The organism is Streptomyces graminofaciens, assembly GCF_030294945.1.
In the GTDB taxonomy this organism is placed as follows: Bacteria; Actinomycetota; Actinomycetes; order Streptomycetales; family Streptomycetaceae; genus Streptomyces; species Streptomyces graminofaciens.
Genome location: NZ_AP018448.1, coordinates 8,413,402 through 8,436,056, shown reverse-complemented (window position 1 = coordinate 8,436,056; position 22,655 = coordinate 8,413,402). Strand labels below are relative to the sequence as shown.

The following is a 22,655-nucleotide window of genomic DNA, read 5'->3' as shown; positions in this document are numbered from 1 at the left end:
CTCCCCCTGGGAGGGCGTTTTTGCTGGTCAGCGGCATTTTGGTGGACACGACATCACAGCGGCGCGAGATCGGACCGACTCCCTGACGGAGAGTGCGGCAGTCCGGTTGAGAGCGGTTCCGCACGGCTTTTGGCGGGTGTTCTTCCCGAAAACTTCCCGAAGTTTTGGTGCGGTCTCTCTGCGGTCGGCAGGGCAGTACGTCATTCCAGAGCAGGGCAATTCGGCATACAGGTTGAAGGAGGGCCGCATATCGGATCATCCTTGGCGCCATGAGTCTCGCCTCCGCCTCCTTAGACCTGCCCGCCATGGGCGACTACGCCCGCGACTGGGCGCTGGTCGACGTGGAGACTTCCGGGCTCGTGGCCAGGCGGGACAGGGTGCTGTCCGTCGCGGTGGTGACAATCGGACCGGACGGCGAGCAGACCGGGGAGTTCTCCACCCTGCTCGACCCGGGATGCGATCCGGGACCGGTGGAGGTGCACGGACTGACCGTCGAGCGACTGCAGGGTGCGCCAACCTTCGACCAGGTTGCCGGGCGGATCGGAGCGATGCTCCAGGACCGGGTCCTGGTCGCTCACAACGCTCAGTTCGACTACGACTTCCTGGCCTACGAGTTCGCCCGTGCCCGGATGTGGCTGCCGGTGTCCCAGCGGCTCTGCACCTTGGCTTTAAATCGTCAGGTGGATCCGCCGACGGACGACATGAAACTGGGCACGCTCGCCGCCCACTACGGCGTACCGCAGCAGCGCGCGCACGATGCGCTGGACGACACCCGGGTGCTTGCCGGGATCCTGCGGGCTTCGCTGCGCGAGGCGGCGCGGCTCGATCTGCCCTTGCCTCTGGTGAGTTGCCCACCGCGGGCGGAATCGCAGTTCACGCCGAAGCCGCCCAAGACCCCGTGCGCCTACCGCAATCCGGGGCGCATGGCTCCCGGCGGGCCTCTGTTGCAGGGGATGAAGATCGCGATTACCGGTGAGACCGCACACGCGCGGGCGGAGCTGGTCGGGCGGGCCGTTGCCGCCGGGCTGAACATGATGACCTCCGTGAGCCGGCACACCAGCGTGCTCGTCACCAACGAGTCGGCGTCCCGGTCCGCGAAGGCCCGGCGCGCAGCCGCCGAGGGCGTGCCGGTCATCGACGAGCACACCTTTCTGCGGCTGCTGGCCGACGTGCGGGCCGGGACAGTACATGAGGCGACGACCACTTCCGCCGCGATCGCACCGGTGAAAGAGCCGGTGAGCGAGCCGACAATGGCAACAGCTCGGGCCCCCGAACCCGAATCCACCCCAGCGCCTGTCCCGGAAGTGCCTGTCCTGCCGCCACCCTCCCGCGGCGCAACCGTCCCCGCTCCGCACCCACCGGGCGACTCGACAGGCACCTTGGCCAAGCCGCTGGTGAGCCGCCGGGTGCTGGTGCTTGGCGGTACTCATGCCGATGCCGCCGCGGCTCGTACGCGCGTCGTCGAGCTGGGCGGATCCGCAGCGGTCAACCTGTCCGCCAGTGTCACCGACGTCATCCTTCTCGCCGGCGGTGAGAACGACCACCGCATGAGCCGTATCACCGCCCTTGAGCTCCCCCTGCACGACGCGGACTGGCTCATTTCTCCGACTGCCACCGACCCTGCTGCGGCGGCGGCTGTCCGGCCGAAGGAGCCGCACGTGATGCCGAGGGGCGGCGTCATCGACCTGCCCATCCCCTACGTCAGACCCTCGCCCGAGTGGTACGTCACCGCCAGTTGGGCTCCGCAGGCAGACTGTGAGATCGACGTCGTCGCCTTCATCCTCGACGATGACGAGCAGGTGACCTTCGACGAGGACTTCATCTTCTACGGCGCCCCTGAAAGCCCCGCCGGCACCGTGCGGCTCCTCACCGGCGGTCCCGCCGAACAGACCATCGCCCTCGATCTCGCGTCCCTGCCGCCCGCTACCCGCAAGGTCGTCGTCGCCGCGGCCATCGACGGCCCGGCCACCTTCGGGACGGTCGGCGCGATCCAGATCAGTGCGGCTCCCGGCAACAGCGGATCACCCCTCACCCGGGCCACCCTGGACGCCGCGACAACCGAACGCACCATGCTCCTCGCGGAGATCTACCGCAGGGGCCCGGCGTGGCGCCTGCGCGCCGTCGGGCAGGGCTACGACCACGGCCTCGATGCCCTCGCACGGGGATACGGGGTCGACATCGCCGACTGAACGAGGGGGTTGGAGGCGGAGGTCTGTCCGTCCCCTGGATCAGGAACGGCGACGCGGTGTGGGTGAGAAATCAGGCGTAGGAATCCGCAGGCTTGGGGACGGCCCAGCGGGCAGTTGCTGGGGGCAGTCGATGCGCTGCTGGAGCATGCCTGCCGACGACTGACCGGGCGTTCGCAACTCCCAAAGACGCTGGAGCCCCCGCTTCCGCTCTTGCGTGACCGTCGCCAGCCCTGCCGAGTCCTTCCACGCGGCTTTGGAGGGCCGCGACGACGCCAGCCACTGCGGAGAAGCGCGGAGAGGACGTGCCGGCCGCGCACTCGCCCGCCCGTAGACCCGTAGACCTGCGCAAGCAGTCGTGAGGCCCTATTCCCCCGAAGACCCCATCCGCCTATCCTCGCGATCACGCCAAGGGGAGGGGGACCAGTGGCTGCAGAGGCGACGAGCTGGCAGAAGGAGCAAGTCAGCCGTGCTTACGTACATGTCCTTGCCACCCAGGGCGGTTACACGATCTGCGACTGGAACGTCGACAAAGACGGTGTCGACGTCACCTTGCGTTCGCACGGTCTCATGGTCGACATTCAGCTCAAATGCACACAGAGCCCGCGCATCGTTCGAGGTGGCTACAGCTTCGACCTCGACGTCGAGACGTACGACAAGCTGCGAAACCCGGAACGCTCGGCCCCTGGCCACCTTGCCTTACTGATAGTCCCTCCGGACATCGGTCGTTGGGTGACTCATCAGCCGGAGTCGATCGTCCTGGCCTGTCATGGGTACTGGGCGTCCTTACAGGGCAGGGGGAAGGCCAATGGCAGCGTCACAACCGCGATCAGCCTCCCCGAGCATCAGACGCTCACAGTGAAGGCCATGGGCGCCATGTTCGACGCGGCGCGTCGGCTGACCAACGCCATCGGTCGGGAGGTGGACTGAGGTGGTGCACAGCGAGCCCGACTTCGGTCCCGAGGAAATCCGCAGCTACCTCAAGGTCACCGGCTGGACTCCGGTTTCCGGCGGCACCGTTGCGGAGCTGTGGAGTCTGCCCGGACCATCCGAAGAGGTTGTCCTGGTGCCCATGAAGCCAGGAGCCCCGGACTTCGCCAAGCGAACCCAAATCCTCCTCGCAGATCTCGCACGCATCGAGTCCCAGGACGCACGAACCGTCCACGACGCCGTCGCCACCGTCTTCAACGACGTCACAGACCTCAGGGCCTCCCACCCCTCGCTCAGCGACGGATCAATCCCGTTGGAGGCCGGCTACGAATTGTTCATCTCCGCCAAGCGTTTGCGTGTAGCGTCCGCAGCCGCCACCATCCGACGCCAGGGCCACTTCCGTAACTTTCCTACCCGCGCACGGGAACAGGCACGAGAGGTCCGGCTGGGACAGACCCGTCGAGGGTCGTACATCGTTCCCATCATCAGCCAGGCGCGCTCCCCCGAGGACGTGTACTCCCCCGGTCAGGAGTACATCGAGGTCGGGGTGGAGGAGACGCTCTTCGACCGACGCGTCACTGCCACAATGTCCCGCGCTCTCGGCGTACTCGAAGACATGGCGAGCGCGGAGCGGGAGCCCACCCCCAGCGAGATCACCGATTCGATCGGCGAAGGCGTCTCGTACGAATTGTGCCAAGCTCTCAGCAAAGTGGTTAACACAGACTCCGTCGGTTCCCTCGACGTCTCCTTCAACTGGTCCCGGGTAGCCGCGCCGCCGCCAGGCACTCCTCCGCAAGTGGAGTTCAACCAGGCAGCCATCGACATCGTGGACCGGGTGTCCGCGCAGTTGAAGACCCGCATCTACACAAGCCAACACCTGATCTACGGCATCGTCACCGATCTCAGCCGCCATCCAGAGGACGAAACCGGCCGGGTAGGGGTCCAAACAGTGATCAAGCGACGCGGCAGGACCGTCTGGATGGACCTGCCCGACAGCAATTACCACACGGCCGTCCGCTGCCACGACGACGGCATTCCCGTCCGCGTCCAAGGCAGACTCACCAGCCCACCCGGCGGGCACGCCACGATGGAGGTAGACGACTTCGGACCCGATCCCTCGCTCGGTTCGGATCAATGAGCGACCCAGGGTTGTACAAGCAACGCGGACTCTGCTTGGAAGAGCGAGCAATCGTCAAGACCTGTGGATGGACGTTCGTGGATTCCGTCCGATGCGGCTACCTCGGGTCGTCGGTTTGCCAGGGGTAGAGGAACTGGTCGGGACGCAGATCCCAGGCTTCAAGAACGGTGGCGAGCTCCGACTCGTCAGCGGCGGTTGCTTCTCTGACCAGGACGGCTCCGATGTCGTAGTCGAAATCGAGGATGCGGGCGGCGTCGTAGTCCCAGTGCCGCATCCGGAACCGGCGAGCGAGATCGGTTCGCTTCCAGCCCTGCTGGCGGGCTTGAATGTCGGCCTGCGTGGTGACGGGTGTGACGTCGACGAACGCTCTGCGACCAGGGCCGACGGAGGGGACCTCGGTGACCAGGCGCTGGCCGAGACGCAGCGCGGTCAGCTTGTCCGTGGGCCACCGCCGCCCGTCAGCGGCGGAAGGGGTGGGCGTACTCATGCGGCCTGTTCCCCCTCCCCCTCGCTGAGTTGTCCGTTCGTGAAGCTCGCACCCGCTCGGACCAGGGCGACGAGGTGGGCGCCGGTGATCGCGCGCCAGCGTTCCTGGGCGGACTCGACGAGCTTGAACACCATGGCGAGCGCCGCGGCCGGGCTGCCGGCGCCGCGGGTGACCTTGGTCCGGAGCTTGACCGTGGAGAAGGTCGACTCGATGGGGTTGGTCGTGCGCAGATGGATCCAGTGCTCCGCGGGAAACGCGTAGAAGGCGAGTAGTTCGTCGCGGTCGTCGGTGATCTTCGCGACGGCCTTCGGCCACTTCGCGCCGTAGGCCTTGGCGAACGCCTCGATCGCCTTGTCCGCGTGGTCGCGGTCCTCGGCGTTGTAGATCTCCTGGAGGGCCTTGAGTGCGCCGGGTTGCGCGGACTTAGGCAGCGTGTTCATGACATTTTTGCTTTTGTGGACCCAGCACCTCTGGTGCCGGGCGGCGGGGAACACCTCGGCCAGTGCCCTCCACAATCCCATCGCGCCGTCCCCGACGACGAGTTCGGGGTCGCGCATGCCGCGTCGGCGGCAGTCGCGCAGCAGGTCGGCCCACGACTCCGTGGACTCCCGCAGCCCCTCGGCCAGCGCGATCAGCTCCTTGGTGCCGTCCAGCCGGACGCCGAGCAGGACCAGGACGCAGGAGTGTGCCTGGCCGAGCCGGACCTTGGGGTGGACGCCGTCGGCCCACACGTAGACGAAGTCGCGGTCGGACAGGTCGCGGGTCTGGAAGGCGGCGTGGTCGTCCTGCCACTGGCGTGTCAGCCGGGTCACCGTGGCCGGGGACAGTCCGGCCGTGCCGCCGAGGAACTGCTCGAGCGCGGGCACGAAGTCCCCGGAGGACAGCCCGTGGAGATAGAGCAGCGGCAGGACCTCGGAGATCTTCGGGGACTTGCGGCACCAAGGCGCGAGGATCTTCGAGGAGAACCGCTTGCGCTCCCCGGTGGCCTCGTCGACGCGCCGGTCGTTCACCGCGGCGCGGTGACCTCGACCGGCCCGGCCGCCGTGACCACGGTCCGGGGACGGTGGCGGCCGTTGCGCACGACCAGTCGCCGGCCCGTCTCGTCGGTCTCGGCCGCCAACTCAGCTATGTACTGGTTGACTTCCGCCTCCAGCGCGGCGGCGAGCATGCGCCGGGCACCCTCCCGGACGATCTCGTCGATCAAGGATCCGGAGTCGGTGGAGCCGTCGTCGGTGACTACGCTGAGCACGTGCGTGCCTTCCCGACCCGCGCTGCAACGCGGGCCTACTCGGAGACCATCAAAGGATCATTCGGGAAGGTACGCCCTCCGCGTCCCTCCCCGCACCGATCCACAGGTTCCGAGCATTGCTCTGGAAGAGCGCCAGGACCACCCACCTGTGGCCGTCCTCAGGGATGTCGTCGTGGGTATGCGCGGCGGCTTCCAGCGGCTTGCGGCGAGGAAGACTTCCACGCCACGGCCAGTTGGAGAAGAGCTGTTGGACAACCGCCGTCAGTTCCAGGTGCGAGCTGCCGCCCTGAACTGCGTGACTGGCTTGTCGCTGGTCCGTGCGTGTGTGGACAACTCGACGTCGCCATCTTGGACTCGGAAGACGGTGTCCCTCGATCACGATGGTCAGGGTCTTCCCGGCGTAGCTGCGGCCCACCCGCAATCGCTGGCCGGCCACCATGACGACGCCGTCGGCGGGAACTCGCCGCTGGGCTCGCAGGGCCTGGGCGGACGGCGGGATGATGGTGGGCACGGGCATGTCAGCGGGTGCGATTTCGCGGTACCCCAAGGCCGGGCCGACTCCCTGGTGTCGAGGGTGGCAGTCCGGTTGGGACCGGTTCAACACGGCTCTTGGCGGATGTTCTTCCCGAAAACCTCCCGAAGTTCTGGGTTCGGTCTCTCTGCTCAGGAGATACCGGCGGGAGCCGCTGAGGACCTTCGATGCGCTCCTGGAGCGCGGCCAGCTGGCCTGTGACGCAGCGGGCATACGTGGCAAGCAGGACCGGCACGCTGTTGCCGGCCCACTCGGCGACCTGGGCCGGCGGGACGCCGTTGTTCAGCCAGGTGGTCAGGCAGGTGTGCCGCAGGTCGTACACGCGCTTGCCGGTCGGCGAGTTGTACTCGTGCTCGGGCAGGACCGCTGCACGGGCCTTGTTCCAGGCGCGCCGGAAGACCGACCCGGCCAGCAGTCCGCCCTTCTCCCCGGGGAAGAGGAGGCCGCCGGGCTTCAGGCCGTCCGCCTCGATCAGGTCTCGCAGGGTGGCGACCAGGGCGGGGTGGACGGGGACGGGGCGGGTGTCGCCTTCGGCGCGGCCCTTGAGGTGGCGGGTCTCATGGACCTGGCCGTCGTCGGTCCACTGGCTGCCGACCTCGGGTTCGGCGGTGTGGACGAGCAGCTGGCCCCAGCCCTCGGCGGGCAGCGTGGCATCGCCGACCCGCAGCGCGACGGCCTCCTCGGGGCGCAGACCTGCGTAGTAGAGGGTGGCGAAGAACGCGTGGAGTCGGTGGCCGGTGCGGGGGCGGGCGTAGATCCAGGCAAGAACTGCGGCGACTTGGCCGGGGTTGAGCAGGGAGCGCTTGTCGACGGCCTCGGCGACCCTGGGCGCCGCGTCCTCGTCCTTGCCCGTGGGCAACGGGTTGTCGGTGAGGTTCTTCTGGCGGACGGCGTACTTGATCGCCACGTTCAGGATCCGCCGCTCACGTCTGACCGAGCTGGCGGCGGCCGGGGTGCCGTCCAGGAGGGTGTCGAGCGCTCGCAGGACCGCGTCGAGGTGCCTCGTGTCCTCCCAAGCCGTCATGGGAAGGGAGTTGCGGCCGATCCAGGACAGGATCGTGCGGACCTCGGGTGGGGCCTCGTCGCGCCTCAGATTGTTGAAGGCGTACTCGCGCAAGGCCCGGCGCACGTCGACCGGGTCGAAGCGGCCGGGGAGTTCGGCGCGCAGGAGAGCGAGTGTGGCCTTGGTGAGGGCCTTGGCCGTGTTCTTGCGGTTGTTCGCCGAGATACGGGGCCACTTCGCGTCGATGTATTGGAGGGCGAACTCGTACCAGGTGAGTTCGGCCGCCGGCGCGACCTGGGAGACCGGTAGTCCGGTGTCCACGTCGAACGGTTCGCCGTTATTGGCAGCGACGCGCAGTGTCGCGCGAAACGATTCCGCGAGTGCGCTCGTCTCGAAGCTTCGGCCTCGGCGGTTGCCGTTGACCGACCAGCGGACGGTGTAGGTGGTCTTGCGCTTTCCCTTGTAGACCTCCGTGTCGTAGAAGCGGACCTTGAAGGACCGGCTGCTCACACGTTGGCCTCGCAGTCGGTGAGCCAGTTCTCGTAGTCACTGCGGCGGATGCGCAGGGCGCCGTTGGGGATGCGTATGCAGCGCGGGGCGCGGCCCTTCTTGCGCCAGTCATAGAACGTGGAGCGGGAGATGCGGAGGTCGGCGCAGAACTCGTCGACCGTGAGCTTGTCGGTGGGACGGCGGGACTGGGACGTCAAGCGATGTTCCTTGGGCAGGGAGCGGGGAGTCCTGCGCTTGCTCCGGGACGGTGCGAAAGGCAGGCGGAATTGCGGAGCTGCAAGCCAATAGCGACGTAGATCCGCGGGTGGGATCAGCCTCAATTGGCACCACAACTCTCCGGAGAATCGCCGGTTTCGCAAACCGGCGATGTGATGCTATATTCCCTGCCCCTATTGTTCGATTTGCCGGGCTTGTCGTCACGAAAGTAACGGGACGCAGCTGAACGCAGCACGGAATCCCGGATTGACGACAGCGGCACTTCAGGTCAGCTACACCGGTGAACGCGCCAGCACTGCCGAGCCTCCTGACCTGCCCAGAGACGGTGTTCCACAATGCGGACGGGGCGCCACAGCGCGAGTACCGAAGGGTTACGAGTTGTCCCGGTTCGACCTACCGGATTCCGGCACTATTTCGTCAACCGCCAATCCGGGCTTACTGTTTTTGAACCCCACTCATGATGTGTTCGCCGTGGGCTGCTTGCTTTCTCCACGGAATGCTGGACTTGTCCGGGGTGGGTGTGGCTGTCTTGCTCAGGCGCCCGGAATCCTGATTCCGGGCGCCTGAGCAAGCTCGGTAATCGATGGCCTGGACCGGATGCCCTCGTGCACCCGCCTGCGGCCCTCGTCGGCGCCACCAGACCGGGAACGCCACGCCGCACCCTTCCCTGCACCACCCCGAAGCGGGCTGGTGCCGCCCCCTCCCCACCCCGAACCCAGGAGCCGCAACCCGATGAGCCACGACGCCCGCGCATGGGTGTGGGACCACAGCCGAAGCAAGGGCACCGCCCGCATGGTCCTCACCCTGATCGCCGACCGGTGCCTCGACCTCCGCTGCGTCGCGTACGCATCCGTCCCCACCCTCATGAAGCGGGCGAACGCGTCTCGTACCGCGGTACGGGACGCCATCGACAAGCTGATCGCCAGCGGCGAACTGGTGCAGCTCGACGGCCGCAAGGGACCTCGCGGGGAGACGTACTACCAACTCCCGGCCGCCGCCCGGTTCCTCGCCGAACGAGCCACCGACGAGGACCGGAATCCGACCCCGCAGGGGGACCGGATACCGACACCCCCCGGACCGGAATCCGACCCTGCCGACCCGCTCGAAAGGGGGCCGGATACCAGTCCCCGGGGCCGGATTTCGACCCCCGGCGGGAGCGGATTCCGGCCCGGAGGAGGCACGGATTCCGGCCCCCAGAACAGTAGAGAACCAAAGGTGAACGGTAAGAGCAGCAGCTCACTCCTCACCCCAGCCACCGAGTGGCAGGTCGACGACGAAGCCCACGCCTGGTTGGGGCAACAGGGGCATCTGGCCCGGCTCGGTGAGCACGGGCTGCGGGCCGCCGACGAGAAGTGGCGTGCCTACCGGGCCACATGGCCGCCCCGCCCAGCCGCCGCCTGGGCTGCTGACTGGCGCGCCTGGATCACCAACGAACGCCCAGCCGACCATGGCCGCCGACATCTGCGCGGCATACCCGGCGGAGGCACGCCGACCAGGGCCCCCGGCATGACGCGCTCCGAGGAGCACATGGCCGCCTTGCTCGCCGCCCTCGACGAACCGAACGGAACGGAGTAACCCACCCTGGACCCCCGCGAAACCGCCGCTGTCCTCGCCTACATCGGCCGCCTCGACCCCCGCACGATCCGGACCGCCACCGGCGAGGCCCGCGACCAGATCGCCCAGTGGCACGAACTGCTCAGCGACGTGCCCCTGACCACTGCCCACGGCTGGGATGTCCGCGAGGCGATACGGACCCACGTCCTCGACTCCCCGTACCCGATCCTGCCAGTGGACGTCGTCCGCAAATGGCGGGCCTATCGCCGCGACCGCCTGGATCGGCACACCGACCCCACTCCGTCCGCCAGTCCGGACGACGAAGCTGCCTGGCGTGCAGAACTCCTCGCCGCCCGGCACTCGGTCGCCACTGGCACGGCCGCGCCGTCGACCCACCGGCAGATCACCAGCGGCGGCCCGAGTCCCGACCTCGAAAACCGCCTGCGCGCCCTCGGTACGTGCATCCCACCTGCCGCCCGCGCCGAGCTCGCCCAGTACCGGCCGACCCGAGCCGCCCGCGAGACCGCCGTCGCCGAGGGACGCCCCGACGCCCTCAGCGTTCCGTGCCAGTGGTGCCACGCCGCCGAGGGCGAGCCCTGCCGCGCCCGGCGCGTGAGTCTCGACGGCCGCGCCAGGGGCAACGCACCCCGCGCCACGCCCCACCCGACCCGCGTAGACCTTGCCGCTGCGGAACTCACCCGGCAGAAGGCTGCGTGACCTTCCTTCGGCGCTCTGTCTCCCGCTGTCACTCCGCGACGAGGGAGCCCATGGGGGCCGCATCTCCGACACCTTCGGTCTCCGAGACCGGCCGGGAACCGTACGCCGACGGGGACCGGTCCCGCAAGGGACCTCGGAGACTGAGGGACGGTCCCCGCGCAACTCGGCGGGACGGTCCCCGTGACAGCTCGTCAGGGGGACCGTCCCCTTGACGAGGTGTCAGGGGGACCGTCCCCACCCACAGCACCGCCTGGTCTCGCATTCCGGGGACCGGTCCCAATGGCCCGGTCCCCGGATCAGTTTGTACGCAGGTCAGCGGCCTGAACGTCTCGACGACCCGTCGGTCCGCACCTTGATCTCTCTGGGGACCGGTCCCCAGTCGGTTCGGAACCACAAGGCCGGGGACCGGGCAGGGCCCGGCTACTGAGCTGCGGGTTGAGGACCACGAACCGCTCTGGTCCCCAACCTGGCACGGTCCCCGAATCGTCCCCGCCCAGCCAAGCCAGAAGCGACACCTCGTCCTGACGCCACAGCACAGCCACCCCCACCACCGCCAACCCGACGGAGAACCACTACATGCACGACCGGCACCACGAGGACCCCACCCGCCACGAGCGGCACGAGAAGCCCACCAGTCCCACAGCGCCAGCAAGTTGTACCGGGAGCAATGCTCCCGGGATTCCCGCCCCAGGGGTGGCGGGAACAGCCCGGCGCCAGGGGGCACCGGACCGTCAGGCAGCGACCGAGGGCGGACCGCAGCCAGGAGGAGACTGGCGGGCCGAGTCCCTCGCGAAGAGACGTCAGCGCCCGCGTCAGCCGAAGTCGCGCAAGCGTCTGCACCAGCCCAGCTGCCGTATGAACGACGCCGAGTTCAAGCGTTTCGCCGATGCCGCCGCCCACTGCCAGATGTCCAACGCCGCCTTCCTCGCCTACGCCGTCGACAAGGCCGCCCGCGACCTGACCCGCACCGCCGCCGAGATCGCCACCGAACGCGAGGTCATCGACGAGCTGTTCGCCGCCCGCCGCCACCTGGGCCGCATCCACGGCCTGTTCAACCAGGTCGCCAAGGCCCTCAACTCCGGCGCCGACGCACCCCACCTGGACGCCTCGGCCGAGGCCGTCCGCAGCGCCGCCCGCCGTATGGAGGCCGCCGCCGATGCCCTGCTCGCCCACCGCGACGGCGGTGTCCCTGCGTGATCCCCAGCATCCACAAGCGCGGCAGCGAGACGATCGGGCTCATCAAGTACCTCTACGGCCCCGGCACCGACGAGGTGCACATCGACCCGCACCTGGTCGCCGCCTTCGACCCGCTCACCCCCGACCCCGGCCGCAATCCGAAGGCCACCTACGAGCAGCTTGAGCATCTGCTCGACCAGCCCGTCAACGCCCTGCCCGCCAGCAAGCGCCCCGAGAAGCACGTGTGGCACCTGTCGGTGCGGGCCGCCCCCGAAGACCCGATCCTGTCCGACGAGGACTGGGCGGCCATCGCCCGCCGCATGGTCGCCGCCACCGGCATCGCCCCCGACGGCGACGAGCAAGCCTGCCGGTGGGCAGCCGTCCGCCACGCCGACGACCACATCCACATCATCGCCACCCTGGTCCGCGACGACGGCCGCCGGCCCCGCCGTCACAACGAGGCTCGCCGGGCCCAGGCTGAATGCCGCCGTATCGAAGTCGACTACGGGCTGCGCCGCGTGCCGCCCGGGGACGGCACCGCCGCCAAGCCCCCCACCAGCGCCGAACGCCACAAGGCCCAGCGCGAGGGCAGGGAGCAGGCGGCACGCGAGGAGCTGCGGGAAGCCGTACGGCGGGCTGTGGCGGGAGTCATGAGTGAGGAGGAGCTTTTCGACCGGCTGGCCGCCTCCGGCCTACTGATCCGCAAGCGCGTCGCACCCTCCGGCGACCTGCTCGGCTACAAGGTCGCCCTCCCGGACAACCGCAACGGCGAGAAGGAGCCCGTGTTCTACGCCGGCTCCACCCTCTCCCCCGACCTGTCCCTGCCCCGCATCCGCAAACGCTTCTCCGGTGGCAGTTCCCCCTCCGGCCAAAGCGACAACGGACCGTCCCCTCAGTCCTCCGGCCCAGCGCCGACCGGTCCGGCCGCCGTGCGACGCGGTGCTGCCACCGCAGCATGGCAAGCTCTGCTGATCATCGACCACGGTGAGGACAGCCAGGTGGCCGCGCACATCGCGGCAGCCGGAGAGGTCCTGGACGCGCTCGCCAAGACCTCAGCCGCCCACACCCGCGAGCAACTACGCGCGGCAGCCTTCACGTTCGAGCGGGCAACCCGCTCCCACATCCAGGCCGAGCGCGGACACGACCGGGCCCTGCGCAAGGCCGCCCGCGACCTGATCTACAGCGGGCCGGCGCTCGGCCGCGGGGAAGACGGCGCGACCACCGCGATGGCGATCGACATGCTGTTCTTCCTCGTCACCGCCGCCGCCCACTGGCATGCGAAGAAGGACCATGCCCAGCAGGCCGCCGCAGCCCGCGAGGCCGCCGAACACCTACGCATCGCCTACCAAGCCGCCGCCAACGTCCCGTTGGGCATGCTGTACCAGCGGGGGCATCGCCTGTCCCAGCCCCTGCGCCAGAAGCAGGCCGCCCATCTGCGGGCGGCCGTGCCGGAGCTGGCCGAGCAGATCCTGGCCGAGCCAGGCTGGCACGCCCTGGCGGCCACCCTCGCCGATACCGAGAGCGCCGGCCACGACCCGGCCACTCTGCTGATGGAGGCTGCCGGACGGCGGGAGTTGGGCAGCGCCGGTTCGATTAGCGACGTGCTGGTGTGGCGGCTGCGCCGCCTGGCCGACCTGCCCGCCGACGCCACCGCGATGCCCGACCTCACCCCCGCTGCGGCCAAGGGCAGCGGGCGCGTAGCCTCGCCCGCCCCGAGCCAAGACGGCCAGCCCCGCAAGACGCGGTGATGCAGCACATACGCCGGTGCCCCTCTGCCAAGGACAGGCAGAGGGGCACCGGTGAGTAAGGGAGGTGGGTGAGCGACCCGGTCCCTAGCCAGCGCCATCACACCTGCGGCTCCGTCAGGGCGCGGTTCGTCAGCTGCGGCGGACGACGGTGAGCCGGCCCTCGCCGCTCTTGGGCACGGTGCGGCGGGGAACCGGGACCGGTGAGGCAAGCGATGACGCGAACACAGCCACCAAGTCGTTCGGAACGCTGGCGCTGAAGCTGGCACACCACAGATACGAGGCGCCGAGCACGGGTTCCGCCCACGCCTGCCAACCCACCAGGTCAGGGCGCGGGTCGGCGTCCTCAATGAGCGGCGGCACCATCTCCAGGGAGACGCTGGAGGACAACCCGGGGTCCATGGCGGTGGTGCGGGGGCGGTCCACATCGCGGATCCAGCCCCAGGCACTGAGCGCGTTGATGACCGTCTCAGGCCCGTCGAAGCCCGCGTCGGGTGCCTCACGGGCGTCGATCGCCAGGAGGATATCGGCGAGCGCCTCGTACGGAACGCCGGTGGTGAAGTACGCATTCCACTCCGCCAGCGCGGAGGCAGCATGCGGGCGGGCGCTCAACTGCCAGGCAACGGGCAATCCGCCCAGCTCGAACGGGTGGGCCGCGAGGATCCACTCGGCGCCACGCAGCCCATCCGGGCTCACGTACAGCAGGCTGTGGCGCGAGGTGGGCCACATGCGCCAGCCAAGGCCGGTCAGGGTGTCGCCGATCCGCTCGGCGAGAACGCCGTCATCACCGGCGAGGTGACGCGGGGTGACCCAGTACACGGGGACCGGCAAGTCGGGACGGGAAGGATCGCTGGAGTGGTGCGGGTGCAGGGGCGCCTCCGTGCGGTCGAGACGGGTTACTGACGGTCGTTGACCTGCGGTTTCATGAGGTCGTCCACGTTGACATGCCCATCTGCGGAGCACCAGTAGTTTCCAGATCTTCCCTGTCTGCCGTCGGCGAACTGGTGTCCTTTGTCATCCAATCGAGGCGTTTGACTACGAACCCAGTCCCGACAGCGCCAGCACGAGCAGAATCGTTGACATCCAGATGCGGGGCGCGCCTGCCGCGGGCCGTTGGCGACATTCGTACAAGACCGGCAGCCGCCGCCCCCCGCACTATCGCTCTATGAACGCCCACGACGCACAGCACGCGCAGCCGATGCATGTGGACCGTGACGGACCGCGGGACGCGCCGCCACTGCTGCTCATCCACGGGTCTGGAGCCTCGGGCGCCTCCTGGGGGCCGGTGGTCCCGGCCCTCGCCGCCCGTCATCATGTCGTCCGGATAGACCTCCCGGGCTGCGGCCAGTCCCCGCGCGCCAGGTCCTACAACGTTCCGGCGCAGGCGGGCCGCGTGGCGGCGCTGCTCGACGAACTCGGGCTGCGCGCCGTCACCGTGGCCGGCCACTCCAGCGGCGGATACGTCGCCACCGCGCTCGCGGAGCAGCGCCCCGACCTGGTGAGTTCGCTGGCGATGATCAGCACCGGCCCGCACCTCGACGCGCTCCTGCCGCAGCCAGCCATCCTTCGCGTGCTGCTGGCACCGCCCTTCGGGCCGCTGCTGTGGTGGCGGCGTTCGGATGCGATGATCCGCAAAGGCATCGGCGCCACGCTCGCCGGGCCTGCGCCCATTCCGCCCGGCATGGTCGCCGACGTGCGGAGCACCACGTACCGCGCGTTCCGCAAGGTGCTGCGCGAGAACACCGCGTACCTCGCCGAGCAGTCCGTGCCCGAGCGGCTCGCCGCCCTCGGGCTCCCGGTGCTCGTGGTCTTCGGCGCCGCCGATCCCCGGTGGGATCCGACGTCGGCACGCCAGTACGACGTCGTGCCGGACGTGCGGGTCGAGATGCTGCCGGGCGTTGGGCACATGCCCATGCTGGAAGCGCCCGAGCCGGTGGGCCGGCTGCTGCTGGACTTCGCGACCCTGAGCGCCGGAACCCCGCCGGCAGGCCCGGCCTAGACTGGCGCCGTGTTGTCGCAGGGCGTGCCTCCCGCGTGGTCGGGCGTTGACATCGCAGTACCGGAGCCCTCGGACCGGCTGCCGGGCATCAGCATGGCCGGATTCCGCCACCGTGTCCCCGCCCCCGTCGACATCGCGATGGTCGCGCATCCGTCCGTCACCTTGCTGATCGATCTGAGCGACGATGACGGCCTGGCTTACGACACGCAGGGGCGGCACGGACGCGGCAGTGTCGTGATCGGCCTGGCCCCCGGGGAGCTGCGGGCGTCCGGCCTGGTGGGCGAGTGCCTGCAGATCCGGCTGCAGCCGGGTGCGGCGGCCGCAGTGCTCGGCTCGTCGGCCGGGGTCAGCGGGAGCGTGGAGTCCTTGGCGGACGTCTGGGGCCGCGGCGCCGGGCGCTTGGAGGAGCGGCTGCGTACAGCCGGATCGTGGGACGAGCGGTTCGCGATGGCGGCGGACGCCGTCCGCCGGCGGATCGGGGACGGCCCGCGGGTCGATCCGGAGGTCGCCCACATCTGGAGGCGGACGGTCGCCGGCAGGGGCCGGATGCGTATCGACGGCCTGGCGGACGAGGTCGGCTGGAGCCGCAAGCGCCTGTGGGCGCGTTTCCGGGCGCAGCTCGGCGTCACCCCCAAGCGGGCCGCCCAGCTGGTGCGGTTCGACCATGCGGCCCATCTGCTCGCGGCGGGTGTCCCTCCCGCCGGTGTCGCGGCCGAGAGCAGTTACGTCGACCAGTCCCATCTGCACCGCGAAGTGAAGGCGTTTACGGGGCTCACGCCGACTGCCGTCGCCGCCGCGCCGTGGCTGGCGATCGACGACGTCGCGTGGCCGAACTCCTGGCGGGCAGGGAGGCCCGTGTCAGGTGGCGCACGCGGTTCCGGCCGGCGCTGAACCGCCCAGCCGCGGCCCTCACATTGCTCCCGACCGACAACTGTCCTTTGACATCCAACCTAGTCGCCCCAGGTCAGGGCATCGCACCGGACTAACTTGGCTGTCAAAGGACAACTGGCGAATCGTCGAAGGGACCCGCGCCCACCTGCACTGACCACGGTTTCCCAGCGGAGAGGGGCAGACAGCAATCGAATCCGACCATCCCCAGAGTCCCCGGCTGGCCTACGGCCCGTCGCTCTACCCCCCCCGGCCGCGCAGGGTCAACTTCCGTACTCCTGGCAAGTTTCGGCAAGTTCCTCGTTTCACGGCACCGTCGCGGGCAAGCTCTGGCACAGAGATCGTTACCGGCATCCGAGGAGGACATCATGGCCCTGCGTAAGCTCGGTAAGGACCCGGAGAGTCCCAGTGGCGGTTCCCCCACCATCTACCTCGACGAAGAGAAGGACAGTTACCTCGTGCAGGGGCTGAAGGTGGAGGACATCGAGCGCCTCGGGCAGATGGACATCCCCGGCCATGAGTCGGTGGTGGAGATCCCCCGGCGCATGGTGCAGTTTTTCCTGGAGGTGAAGAAGGCCGATGAGGACCCCCACGTTTGAGGAACTGTTCCGCGACTGCCAGCGGACGGCCGTCCATCTGGAGATGCGCGACGCCTACATGAAGTCGGACCCGGCCTTCATCGACTGGAAGGCCGGCGCGACGCTCGACCCGGCCGAGCGCTGGTCCGACTGGCTCAGCCTCGTCACGCAGGCGACCTCGCGAGGCGTCGAGGTCCGCCGGGCCCGGGTCGTCTCGACGCCCGTCAGCGAGTACATCCGCTTCGAGTACGACGTGACCGACGGGCTCAACATCGCCGCCGGCGAAGACGTGCGCTGGCTCTCCCGCCGCAACGCAACGGGCCTCGCGCTTCCGGGCAACGACTTCTGGCTCTTCGACTCCAGCCTCGTCCTCGTCAACCACTTCGACGGCGAAGGCGAGAACATGGAGATGGAACTCACCGATGATCCTGAGGCCGCGAAGCTCTGCGAGTCGGCCTTCGAAGCCGTGTGGACGCGGGCAACACCCCACGCAGAGTTCCAGCCGGCCTGACAGCTCGAACAACATCACCGCAGCGACATGACATCGCCATCTTCGAGCGTTCAGGAAGCCCGCAGGGCCCTGGGGAAACGCCTGAGCGAAATCCGGCTCGAAGCCGGGCTCACCAAGCGAGCCTTGGCCACCAGCCTCGGCTGGCACGAGTCGAAGTGTTCGCGCTTCGAGAGCGGCACCCGGCCACCCTCGGAGCGCGACCTGCGTGCGTGGGCCGCCGCTTGCGGCGCACAGAGCGCGGCCGAGGATCTCATCTCGACGGCCCGAGGCATCGAGGGCATGTACGTCGAGTGGCGCCGGATGGAGCGCACCGGCCTGAAGCAGGCCCAGGAGTCCGTCCTCCCGCTGTGGGAACGCACTCAGCGCTTCCGCATCTACTCACCGTGGCTGATTCCCGGCCCGGTGCAGACAGGCTCGTACATCACCGCGCTGCTCACCTCCATTCGCGACCGTCGCGGCCTCATCGATGACGTGCCGGCGGCCGTCAGGGTGCGTGTGGAGAAGCAGCAGATCGTGTACGGCAACCACACGTTCGCGATCCTCCTGGAAGAAGGAGCGCTCCGAAAGCGCATAGGCAGCACTGAGGTGATGGCCGGTCAACTCGGCTACCTGCTCAGCGTCATGGCGCTTCCCTCGGTGAGCCTCGGCATCATCCCTGAAGACGCCGACCGCTCCAGCCTCTGGCCTGTCGAGGGCTTCTTCCTGTACGACGACCACACGGTCCACGTCGAACTCGTCTCGGCCCACCTCGCCGTGACGCAGAAGCACGAACTTGCCATGTATGCCCAGACGTTCACGGATCTCGCCGAACTTGCCGTCTACGGCCCGGCAGCACGCGAACTCATCACGGCAGCCATCGAATCCCTGGGGTGAACGCCGGGCAAGTTCCGGCACACTCATAGAGCCCCTCCCGTCTCTCTTCCTAGCGTTACCGGCACGGCTGGAACACGTGCGCTGAAGGGGCGAAGCGGTGATCACTGTGGCAAGTAGTGGCAAGGCATCGAGAGCAACCGACAGCGCGGGAAACGAAGTTCTCCCAGTCGACGTCGAGACAATCTCCGAAAGCACCGACGCGGTCCTCGCCATGCAGATGGCCACCTCCACCCGCAAGGACATGGACAGGTCCCTGCCCGAGATCATCGGGCACCTCAACCTTCTCCTCGGTGAGGATCTGGGGGCAGACGAGGACGAGGACGTGCGGGAACTGTTCCGCACGGGGTACCGGCTCCTCGACCTGCAGAACCGTCCGACCGCAGAGACCCCGTCGTTCGGCGCCTTCATCTACCTCCGGGATGCCGCCGACATCACGCGAAGGCTCCTGTGGATCTATACCCAGCGCCACGGGCTCGGTGCCCCGTGAGTGTCCGGGAGGACCAGATCATCCGGGAGCTGTCCCACTACATCCATGAGCACCCTGACGAGAAGATGGCGCTGATGCCGGTGTACGACGCCGCCCGCGACCACGCACAGCGCGGGACCTGCGCCCACAGCCGGCGCTGCCCCCTCGTGACAACGGGCGCGGTCGTCGTCGATGAACGCAATCGCGTCCTGTCCCTACGGCACGAAGGAGCCTTCGCCCTTGCCGAAGCGGAGCCGGATGCGCAGGACGACTCGCTCAGCGGGGCCGCCCTGCGCCTGTTGGCCGAGGCAGTCGGCATTCGGGATGTGTGGACGGAACCCGACAGTGCAGGCCCCTTCCTGATCGACGTGACCAGGGCCGGGCAACACAGGTATGGCCCCCGCCTCCGGATCGGCTTCCGATACCTCTTCCGGGCCCACTCCGGCGCCATCGCTCCGCTGGTGATCGAAGCCGGCGCGGCGGCCTGGACGCCCCTTGGGGAGATCGGTATCCCGTCAGTCCGCGACCGCCTTCACGGCCACCTCGTCGGTGTTCCGTGAGCCCCCGGAACCAGCAACTCGCCTACCTGGCATGCCTCTTGGCGCTCGGCGGCTCGATCCTCCTGGCCATCTGGAGAGGCTGAATGTACGAGCGCCGCACCACCGAACCAACCTCTACGCCCCCTCCCCCACTCGGCACCATCGCCGGTCAGAGGCAGCCCAGTGACGTCCGCATAGGCGACTTCGTGTGCCTCGACGGGCTGTACCTGCCGGTCCGCGACATGCGGTCCGCCGGCACCTCGGGGCACCGGGTGCTGATCTTCGACGGGCACGCCCCGTGGGTCATGAACAAGCCGACGACCACATATCGGCCCATCGAACTCCTGTGACCCCGGGCCCTATTGGGCCATCACGAGAACCGTCACCTCACCCCAGCGAGGAGCTTTGCCATGCGCTTCCGCAAGATTCACGGAGCGGGGAACGACTTCGTCCTGTTATCCGATCCCGCGCCGGACGGCGAGAAGGACTGGTCGAAGGAGGCCGAGCGCCTCTGTGCCAGGCGCACCGGCGTAGGCGCGGACGGCCTTGTCATCAGCAGCCTGATCAGCATCAGCCCGTTCGTCCTCGAAGTCGGTTGCTTCAACGCCGACGGCTCGGTCTCAACGATGTGCGGGAACGCCCTGCGGTGCACCGCCTGGGCAGTGGCCAGGGTGCCGAGGAGGACGCGGAGGAAGGTCTCGGGCAGGTGCGGCTGGAGGTGTGCGCCGAGGTAGCCGCCGATGAGGCCGCCCAGGCCGCAGGCGAGGCCAATGAGCCAGTCGGGGGCGATGTCGCCGGTGTGGGCCAGGGACAGGGGACGCGCAGCCGGTTACGGATCCGCTCGCCAGGCCGAGACGCTCAACCAGACCGCTTCAGGGCGTCCCAGTGGACCGTCCGTCCGCACCAGCGGCCGAGGAGTACGTGGTCGTGGCCGACGGCGAGCAGGCCGGCGCCGGTCGCGGCGCGGTAGTCCTCGACGGCCGTGACGAGCGCGGCGCTCGTGGAGGCGTCGAGCATGGCGGTCATCTCGTCGCAGATCAGCCAGCGGGGGCGTAGGACGAGGGCGCGGGCGAGGCAGGCGCGTTGGAGCTGGCCGTCGCTGACCTCGTGGGGGCGTCGGGTCAGCAGGTCGGGGGTCAGGCCCACGGTGGGGGCGAGTTCGGCGACCCGGTCGGGCGCTTCGTCCCGGCGGCCGTTCGCGCGCAGTGGCTCGGTGATGAGGTCGGTGAGTGGCAGTCGGGGGTCGGCGGAGAGTCTGGGCTGTTGGAAGACGACGCCGATCGTGGTGCGTTGGGCACGTGGGGCTCGGTGGCGCCAGTGGTGTACCGGCTCGCCGTCCAGGAACAGGGTGCCGGTGTCGGGGCGGTGGAGGAGGGCCGCGACGCGGGCGAGGGTGGATTTGCCGCAGCCGCTGGGGCCGAGGAGTCCGACGGCCTCGCCGGGCTCGATGGTGAGGGAGACGTCCCGGACGACGGGGGCGTGTCGGTCGTATCCGGCGGTGATGGCGCGCAGTTCAAGCACGGATGTCCTCCGGCACGTACGGGTGGTGGCAGGCGACCGTGTCCGTCAGTTGCGGTACGGCGGCACAGGCCGCGGTGGACAGGTGGCAGCGGGCGGTGAAGGCGCAGCCGTCGGGAAGGTCGCCGAGTTCGGGGGGCATGCCTGGGATGGGGGTGAAGTCGCGGTCGGGCAGGGCTTGCAGGAGGCCGCGGCTGTAGGGGTGGCGGGGGCCAGGGGTGCCGAAGAAGGTGGCCGCGTCGGTGAGTTCGACGATGCGGCCCGCGTACATGACCGCCACGCGGTCGGCGATGCGCTCGGCTGCCGCCAGGTCGTGGGTGATCACCAGGAGGGCTCGGTCTGCGGTGTCCACGTGGCGGCGCAGTTCGTCGACGGTGTGGTCCACGAGGTCGCGGTCGAGTCCGGTGGTCGGTTCGTCGGCGAGGAGCAGGGGCGCGTCGCCGACGAGGGCGAGGGCTGTGGCGGCGCGTTGGGCGAGGCCGCCGGAGAGTTCGTGCGGGTGGCGGTCGAGGTGGTCGGACGGGAACGCCGCCCGTTCGGCTGCCGCCTCGGCGGCGGTACGGACGGCCGCGCGGCCCCGTATCCCGGTCAACTCTGCGACTGTTTCCTGTAGTTGGGAGCGGATGGTGCGGACGGGGGTCAGGTGGGCGGCGGGGCTCTGCGGGATGAGGCCGATACGGCGGCCACGGACCGTGCGGGCCAGGGTGCGTTCGTCGGCCGCGAGGAGGTCGAGGTCTCCGAGGCGGGCCTCACCGGCGGTCTGGGCGTTGGCGGGGAGCAGACCGAGGAGGGCGGAGGCGAGGACGGACTTGCCGCAGCCGCTCTCGCCGATCAGGGCCAGGCACTCCCCCGCCGCCACGTCGAAGTGCGCGTCGGTGACGGCGGCGACACGGCGCCCGCCGGGCATCAGGAAGCGCACCGACAGTCGGCGCACGGACAGGACAGCGGCTTTCACAGCATCAGCTCCGATCGGCGGCGTGGGTTGATCCGCTCCCGCCAGGCTCCGGCGAGGCCGGCGATGGCGAGGGTGGGGACGATCAGGAACAGGCCGGGGAAAAGGGTCGGCCACCACTGCCCGGCGAGCAGCGAACCGCGGGCGTTCTGGATGAGGTTGCCGAGGCTGGCCATGTGCGCGGGCAGGCCCAGGCCGAGGAAGGACAGGGCCGACTCGTGCCACATGGCGTGCGGCACCATCAGTACGGCGGCCAGCGCGGCCTGCGGCAGTACGGCGGGCAGCAGATGTCGTACCGTCACCCGCCACCTCGACGCGCCTCCCGAGATGGCGGCGTCGATGTACGGGCGGGAGCGCAGGGACAGCACTTCGGCGCGGACGATCCGGGCGGTGGACAGCCAGTGGGTGAGCCCGACCGAGACCACCACCGGCCAGACGCCGGGGCGGAACATGGCGACGATGAAGATGCCCAGCAGCAGGTGCGGGACGGAGGAGAAGGTGTCGACCAGCCGCATGATGCCCCGGTCGGCCCAGCCGCCGAGTGCTCCGGCCGTGGCGCCGACGGCCGTGCCGATCACCGTCGCCGTCAGCGCCGCCACGACACCGACGAACAGGGACACCCGCAGGCCGTAGACGCAGCGCAGCAGCAGGTCGCGGCCGACGTCGTCGGTGCCGAACGGGTGGGCCCAGGAGGGTGGTTGGAGTTTGGCGGCCAAGTCGACCGCCTGTTGGTCGAGTTGGACCAGTGGCGGGACGAGCAGGACCGCGAGGACCGTCACCGCGACCAGGGTGACGGAGGTGCGCACCCGGACGGTGCGGGTGGAGCGGCGGCGGGTGCCGTACGACCGCCACTTCGGCTCAACTGCGGCCTCAGTCATGGGAGCCACC

Annotated in this window: 23 protein-coding genes and 2 pseudogenes; 16 read left to right on the top strand and 9 right to left on the bottom strand. The window is 69.2% G+C overall.

Translation table 11 applies throughout. The features are described from left to right. Window positions 1–269 precede the first annotated feature (269 nt). The 3 genes from SGFS_RS37110 (at window position 270) to SGFS_RS37100 (ending at window position 4,254) form a co-directional block, all read left to right on the top strand. Window positions 270–2,189 carry a TerD family protein gene (locus SGFS_RS37110; RefSeq protein WP_286256545.1) on the top strand — a complete coding sequence of 640 codons (1,920 nt, stop codon included), beginning with the start codon at window positions 270–272 and terminating at the stop codon, window positions 2,187–2,189. A 423-nt stretch (window positions 2,190–2,612) separates the two neighbouring features. Continuing rightward, window positions 2,613–3,116 (top strand): DUF4365 domain-containing protein, encoded by a 504-nt coding sequence (locus SGFS_RS37105; protein WP_286256544.1) that lies wholly within the window; start codon window positions 2,613–2,615, stop codon window positions 3,114–3,116. 1 nt (window position 3,117) lies between these two features. Further along, on the top strand, window positions 3,118–4,254 hold the full coding sequence (locus tag SGFS_RS37100) for a hypothetical protein (RefSeq protein ID WP_286256543.1): 1,137 nt from the start codon (window positions 3,118–3,120) through the stop codon (window positions 4,252–4,254). 97 nt (window positions 4,255–4,351) lie between these two features. Here SGFS_RS37100 and SGFS_RS37095 read toward each other — a convergent pair whose 3' ends face one another. The 4 genes and pseudogenes from SGFS_RS37095 to SGFS_RS37080 form a co-directional block, all read right to left on the bottom strand. Beyond that, window positions 4,352–4,741 carry a hypothetical protein gene (locus tag SGFS_RS37095; protein WP_286256540.1) on the bottom strand — a complete coding sequence of 130 codons (390 nt, stop codon included), beginning with the start codon at window positions 4,739–4,741 and terminating at the stop codon, window positions 4,352–4,354. Further along, window positions 4,738–5,990: pseudogene (locus SGFS_RS37090) on the bottom strand (IS256 family transposase). The gene SGFS_RS37095 and the pseudogene SGFS_RS37090 overlap by 4 nt, the downstream one beginning before the upstream one ends. A gap of 518 nt (window positions 5,991–6,508) precedes the next feature. Continuing rightward, complete coding sequence (locus SGFS_RS37085) at window positions 6,509–8,035, bottom strand: tyrosine-type recombinase/integrase (protein WP_286256539.1); 1,527 nt, start codon at window positions 8,033–8,035, stop codon at window positions 6,509–6,511. Next, window positions 8,032–8,232, bottom strand: a complete 201-nt coding sequence (locus SGFS_RS37080; protein WP_286256537.1) for a helix-turn-helix transcriptional regulator — start codon at window positions 8,230–8,232, stop codon at window positions 8,032–8,034. The genes SGFS_RS37085 and SGFS_RS37080 overlap by 4 nt, the downstream gene beginning before the upstream one ends. Window positions 8,233–8,983: 751 nt before the next feature. Between SGFS_RS37080 and SGFS_RS37075 the strand changes: the two genes are divergently transcribed. From SGFS_RS37075 to SGFS_RS37060, 4 genes are all read left to right on the top strand, one after another. Next, complete coding sequence (locus tag SGFS_RS37075) at window positions 8,984–9,826, top strand: helix-turn-helix domain-containing protein (protein WP_286256536.1); 843 nt, start codon at window positions 8,984–8,986, stop codon at window positions 9,824–9,826. 6 nt (window positions 9,827–9,832) lie between these two features. Next, window positions 9,833–10,522 carry a zinc finger domain-containing protein gene (locus SGFS_RS37070; RefSeq protein ID WP_286260261.1) on the top strand — a complete coding sequence of 230 codons (690 nt, stop codon included), beginning with the start codon at window positions 9,833–9,835 and terminating at the stop codon, window positions 10,520–10,522. 855 nt (window positions 10,523–11,377) lie between these two features. Next, window positions 11,378–11,719 carry a plasmid mobilization relaxosome protein MobC gene (locus SGFS_RS37065; protein WP_286256535.1) on the top strand — a complete coding sequence of 114 codons (342 nt, stop codon included), beginning with the start codon at window positions 11,378–11,380 and terminating at the stop codon, window positions 11,717–11,719. Continuing rightward, window positions 11,716–13,446, top strand: coding sequence for a relaxase/mobilization nuclease domain-containing protein (locus tag SGFS_RS37060; RefSeq protein WP_286256534.1), 1,731 nt, complete (start codon window positions 11,716–11,718; stop codon window positions 13,444–13,446). The genes SGFS_RS37065 and SGFS_RS37060 overlap by 4 nt, the downstream gene beginning before the upstream one ends. Window positions 13,447–13,575: 129 nt before the next feature. Here SGFS_RS37060 and SGFS_RS37055 read toward each other — a convergent pair whose 3' ends face one another. Further along, window positions 13,576–14,262, bottom strand: coding sequence for an SPDY domain-containing protein (locus SGFS_RS37055; RefSeq protein WP_286260260.1), 687 nt, complete (start codon window positions 14,260–14,262; stop codon window positions 13,576–13,578). Between the two features lie 346 nt (window positions 14,263–14,608). Here SGFS_RS37055 and SGFS_RS37050 point away from each other — a divergent pair, with 346 nt between their 5' ends. The 9 genes from SGFS_RS37050 to SGFS_RS37010 all read left to right on the top strand — a co-directional run bounded on the left by SGFS_RS37050 (window position 14,609) and on the right by SGFS_RS37010 (window position 20,031). Next, window positions 14,609–15,442: an alpha/beta fold hydrolase gene (locus SGFS_RS37050; protein WP_286256533.1), complete on the top strand. Its 834-nt coding sequence runs from the start codon at window positions 14,609–14,611 to the stop codon at window positions 15,440–15,442. Window positions 15,443–15,451: 9 nt separating this feature from the next. After that, complete coding sequence (locus SGFS_RS37045) at window positions 15,452–16,333, top strand: helix-turn-helix domain-containing protein (RefSeq protein WP_286256532.1); 882 nt, start codon at window positions 15,452–15,454, stop codon at window positions 16,331–16,333. A 365-nt stretch (window positions 16,334–16,698) separates the two neighbouring features. Continuing rightward, window positions 16,699–16,929, top strand: a complete 231-nt coding sequence (locus tag SGFS_RS37040) for a hypothetical protein (protein ID WP_286256531.1) — start codon at window positions 16,699–16,701, stop codon at window positions 16,927–16,929. Then, window positions 16,910–17,419 (top strand): DUF6879 family protein, encoded by a 510-nt coding sequence (locus tag SGFS_RS37035; RefSeq protein ID WP_350284044.1) that lies wholly within the window; start codon window positions 16,910–16,912, stop codon window positions 17,417–17,419. The genes SGFS_RS37040 and SGFS_RS37035 overlap by 20 nt, the downstream gene beginning before the upstream one ends. Before the next feature lie 27 nt (window positions 17,420–17,446). Next, on the top strand, window positions 17,447–18,292 hold the full coding sequence (locus SGFS_RS37030) for a helix-turn-helix domain-containing protein (protein WP_286256530.1): 846 nt from the start codon (window positions 17,447–17,449) through the stop codon (window positions 18,290–18,292). Window positions 18,293–18,503: 211 nt separating this feature from the next. Then, window positions 18,504–18,779, top strand: coding sequence for a hypothetical protein (locus SGFS_RS37025; protein ID WP_286256529.1), 276 nt, complete (start codon window positions 18,504–18,506; stop codon window positions 18,777–18,779). Continuing rightward, entirely contained in the window at window positions 18,776–19,318 is a 543-nt protein-coding gene (locus SGFS_RS37020; protein ID WP_286256528.1) for an NUDIX hydrolase, read from the top strand. The genes SGFS_RS37025 and SGFS_RS37020 overlap by 4 nt, the downstream gene beginning before the upstream one ends. 83 nt (window positions 19,319–19,401) lie before the next feature. Next, window positions 19,402–19,647, top strand: coding sequence for a hypothetical protein (locus SGFS_RS37015; protein ID WP_286256527.1), 246 nt, complete (start codon window positions 19,402–19,404; stop codon window positions 19,645–19,647). Window positions 19,648–19,707: 60 nt separating this feature from the next. Continuing rightward, a complete protein-coding gene (locus SGFS_RS37010) occupies window positions 19,708–20,031 on the top strand; it encodes a diaminopimelate epimerase (RefSeq protein WP_286256526.1) in 324 nt (107 codons plus the stop codon). Here SGFS_RS37010 and SGFS_RS37005 read toward each other — a convergent pair. From SGFS_RS37005 to SGFS_RS36990, 4 genes and pseudogenes are all read right to left on the bottom strand, one after another. Continuing rightward, window positions 19,962–20,111, bottom strand: a pseudogene (locus SGFS_RS37005) (sulfite exporter TauE/SafE family protein); the annotation flags it as partial. The gene SGFS_RS37010 and the pseudogene SGFS_RS37005 overlap by 70 nt on opposite strands. 44 nt (window positions 20,112–20,155) lie before the next feature. Further along, window positions 20,156–20,818, bottom strand: a complete 663-nt coding sequence (locus SGFS_RS37000; RefSeq protein WP_286256525.1) for an ABC transporter ATP-binding protein — start codon at window positions 20,816–20,818, stop codon at window positions 20,156–20,158. Then, entirely contained in the window at window positions 20,811–21,722 is a 912-nt protein-coding gene (locus tag SGFS_RS36995) for an ABC transporter ATP-binding protein (protein ID WP_286260258.1), read from the bottom strand. Before SGFS_RS36995 ends, SGFS_RS37000 begins: the two co-directional genes overlap by 8 nt. 44 nt (window positions 21,723–21,766) lie before the next feature. Continuing rightward, complete coding sequence (locus SGFS_RS36990) at window positions 21,767–22,645, bottom strand: ABC transporter permease (RefSeq protein ID WP_286256524.1); 879 nt, start codon at window positions 22,643–22,645, stop codon at window positions 21,767–21,769. Between the last annotated feature and the right edge of the window lie 10 nt (window positions 22,646–22,655).